General features: G+C 63.4%; 3 protein-coding genes. 1 reads left to right on the top strand and 2 read right to left on the bottom strand.

Going from position 1 to position 3,651, the window contains the following annotated elements; translation table 11 throughout:
• Nucleotides 1-175: 175 nt before the first annotated feature.
• Together garD and ACO550_RS39330 are read right to left on the bottom strand one after the other, a co-directional pair.
• Nucleotides 176-1,759 carry a galactarate dehydratase gene (gene garD / locus ACO550_RS39335; protein WP_315598917.1) on the bottom strand — a complete coding sequence of 528 codons (1,584 nt, stop codon included), beginning with the start codon at nt 1,757-1,759 and terminating at the stop codon, nt 176-178.
• A gap of 16 nt (nt 1,760-1,775) precedes the next feature.
• A complete protein-coding gene (locus ACO550_RS39330) occupies nt 1,776-3,137 on the bottom strand; it encodes a D-galactonate transporter (protein WP_315598918.1) in 1,362 nt (453 codons plus the stop codon).
• Between the two features lie 333 nt (nt 3,138-3,470).
• On the opposite strand from ACO550_RS39330, the gene ACO550_RS39325 reads away from it, so the two are divergent.
• Nucleotides 3,471-3,651, top strand: a 181-nt coding sequence (locus tag ACO550_RS39325; protein WP_315598919.1) for a hypothetical protein, incomplete at its 3' end; no start/stop codon positions are given.

Genomic DNA, 3,651 nt, shown 5'->3' with positions numbered 1-3,651 from the left:
AGACAACCTTAGTACCTGTCTGAAAAAACTTGACCACCACACTCCCCTCTCCCGCGCGCGGGAGAGGGGTTGGGGGAGAGGGCCAGTGGTTCAATTGGCCGACATCGCGTCTTGAATCGCCCGCCCTCTCCCCCGCCCCTCTCCCGCCATGCGGGAGAGGGGAGTAAACCAACCTTCAGGTCACCGGGGCCGGGTTGAACAGTGCCAGCGAGTTGTACAGGCCGTGGTGCTCGGCCCAGGTCTTCTTGCGGCCGCTGGCCACGTCGATCATCAGGCGGAACAGTTCCCAGCCCACGTCCTCGATTGTGGCTTCGCCGGTGGCGATGCGACCCGCGTTGACATCCATCAGGTCATGCCAGCGGCGTGCCAGATCGCTGCGCGTGGCCACCTTGATCACCGGCACCTCGGCCAGCCCGTACGGCGTACCGCGGCCCGTGGTGAACACGTGCAGGTTCATGCCGGCCGCCAGTTGCAGCGTGCCGCAGATAAAGTCGCTGGCCGGCGTGGCGGCATAGATCAGGCCCTTCGACTTGACCTTTTCGCCCGGCGACACCACGCCAGTAATCGGCGCGCTGCCCGACTTGACGATCGAGCCCATCGCCTTTTCCACGATATTCGACAGGCCGCCCTTCTTGTTGCCCGGCGTGGTGTTGGCACTGCGGTCCACGCGGCCGCGGTCCAGGTATTTGTCGTACCAGTCCATCTCGCGAATCATGGCCTCGGCCACTTCCGGCGTGGCCGCGCGCGAGGTCAGCTGGTCGATGCCGTCGCGGACTTCGGTCACTTCCGAGAACATCACCGTGGCGCCGGCACGCACCAGCAGGTCCGTGGCAAACCCTACGGCCGGATTGGCCGTGACGCCAGAGAACGCGTCGCTGCCGCCGCACTGCACGCCCACCACCAGTTCCGATACCGGTACCGTTTCGCGCTTGCGGGCATTGAGCGTTTCCAGATGGACCGTGGCCATCTCCATGATCGAGTCGATCATCGAGCCGAAGCCCACGTGCTTGTCGTCCTGCAGGCAAACCACGCCCACCTGCACCTCGCCGGCGCCGGTCTGGATCGGGATCGTGCCCGGCGGCATCAGGCGCTCAGGCTGCAGCTTTTCGCAGCCCAGGCTGACCATCATGGCGGTGCCGCCAAAGTTCGGGTTCAGGGCAATATTGCGCAGCGTGCGGATCGGTACGATGGCATCGGGAGCATCGATGGCCACGCCGCAGCCATAGGTGTGCTCGAGCCCGATCACGTCATCGACATTCGGATACTTGGGCAGCAGTTCGGCCTTGATGCGGCGCACCGCGTGTTCGACCACGCCCGATACGCACTGCACCGTGGTGGTGATGGCCAGGATGTTGCGCGTGCCCACCGAGCCGTCCGGATTGCGGAAACCTTCGAACGTATAGCCTTCGAGCGGCGGCAGCGGTTCGGGCAGGCGCGTGCCGATCGGCAGGTCGGTCAGGCCCGGGGCCACCGGCATTTCGATCACGCGCTCGTTGACCCAGCTGCCGGCCGGCAGATCCTTCAGCGTATAGCCGATGGTCACGTTGTAGCGGGTTACCGCGTCGCCCTGCTTCAGGTCGACCAGCGCCACCTTGTGGCCCTGCGGCACGTGCTCCACCAGGGTCAGGCCGCACGGGAACACCGTGCCGGCCGGCAGGCCGCCGTCGTTGGCGACGATGGCCACGTTGTCATTGGCATGGATGCGAATGTACAGCGGCGCGGGAGCCGTCTTGGCATTCTGTACCGACAAGTCCGACATGATGGGGATTCCTTCTTTATTGGGGGTGCTTCAGTTCGACGCGGCGAATGTCCTTGACGATCACCAGGTAGCTCAGCACGCAGACCAGTGCGTTGACGCCCACGAACACCAGTGCGCCATTGAACGAGCCCGTGGTGCTCAGGATATAGCCGATCACGATCGGCGTCACGATGCCGGCGATGTTGCCAAACGTATTGAAAATGCTGCCGGCGAGGCCAATCACTTCCTTCGGCGCCGTATCGGCCACCACGGCCCAGCCCAGTGCGCCAATACCCTTGCCGAAGAAAGCCAGCGCCATGATTGCCACCACCAGCCACTCGGCATCCACGTAGTTGCAGGCCACCATCGTCACGGACAGCAGCATGCCGGCCACGATCGGCACCTTGCGGGCCACCGTCAGCGAGTGACCGCGACGCAGCAGCGCGTCGGAGATCACGCCGCCCAGCACGCCACCGAGGAAACCGCAGATCGCCGGCAGCGATGCCACGAAACCAGCCTTCAGGATCGACATGCCGCGTGCCTGTACCAGGTACACCGGGAACCACGTGAGGAAGAAGTACGTCAGCACGTTGATGCAGTACTGGCCCAGGTACACACCGGCCAGCATGCGGTTGGTCAACAACTGCTTCGCATAGAACCAGCCCGCGGGGTTCTTGCCCTTGCTGGCCTGGCCCTCGCCTTCGCCCATATGGATCAGCCCGCCGCCCTGCGTGATGTGGTCGAGTTCGGCCTGGTTCACGCCCGGATGGGTTGCCGGGCTGCGCATGACCTTGAGCCACACCATTGCCAGCAGCATGCCCATGATGCCCATCCACAGATAGACGTGGTGCCAGCCCCAGGCGTGGACGATCCATGCCATCAGCGGCGTGAACACCACGGCGGCAAAGTACTGCGCCGCATTGAAGATGGCCGATGCGGTGCCGCGCTCGTCGGTCGGGAACCAGCTGGCCACCACCTTGGCGTTGGCCGGAAAGGCCGGCGATTCGGCCAGGCCCACGGCAAAGCGCAGCGCGAACAGTACGCTGATGGCCTGCCCGATGCTGGCGAACACGCCAATCCAGCCCTGCAGCAGCGTGAAGAACGACCACAGGAAAATGCTGAACGCATAGATGCGGCGTGCGCCGAACCGGTCGAGCAGCCAGCCACCCGGCAGTTGCGCCATCACGTAGGCCCAGCTGAAGGCCGAGAAGATGTAGCCCATCTGGACCGCCGAGAAGCCGAACTCCTCGCGCATGGCCGGGCCGGTAATCGACAGCGTGGCACGATCCGCGTAGTTGATCGTGGTCACGATGAAAATCAATGCCAGGATCCAGTAGCGGACGTTGGTGCGGCGCGCGTCGGATGCAACGGCTGCGCCGGGTGTGGGTGTTGCGTTCATCTGGGTCTCCTCACAGCCGGATACCGCTGGATGCGGGAATGCGTGGGACCGGCTTGTGATATGTCGTCGTACGACTGGAATTATAGGGAAGCGGCTCCCCCCGTTGTAGTGCGCGTTTACCCTCATCGGTGCAATCTGCGCCGCCGCCGTGCATGCCGCTATACCCCTAGCTTTCAATTACCTTGCGGATTTCCGCGCGTTTAAGCATAGCGCCGTGGCCACTGCGGCCCGTTGGAGCGAACCCGTTTTCCGCCCTGCTGGCGCGACCGGCGACCGGGGGTTTTCCCTCAATTTTGCCCATATCGCTTGCATGGTCAAGTTGTTAGTTGTACGATGACTTATCTCGAAACATCCACAACGATGGAGCGAGGTACCAACCCCGTTCCACACCAATCCATCATTCGCCATGTGGCGATCAGGAAGAGCGACATGACTACACCGCAAGAACTGAAGCAGATTATCTCGGAAGGCCTGCTCTCGTTCCCCGTCACCGATTTCGACGCGCAAGGCAACT

This window comes from Cupriavidus sp. (genome assembly GCF_057315035.1).
This window is presented reverse-complemented; position numbering and strand designations above follow the sequence as displayed.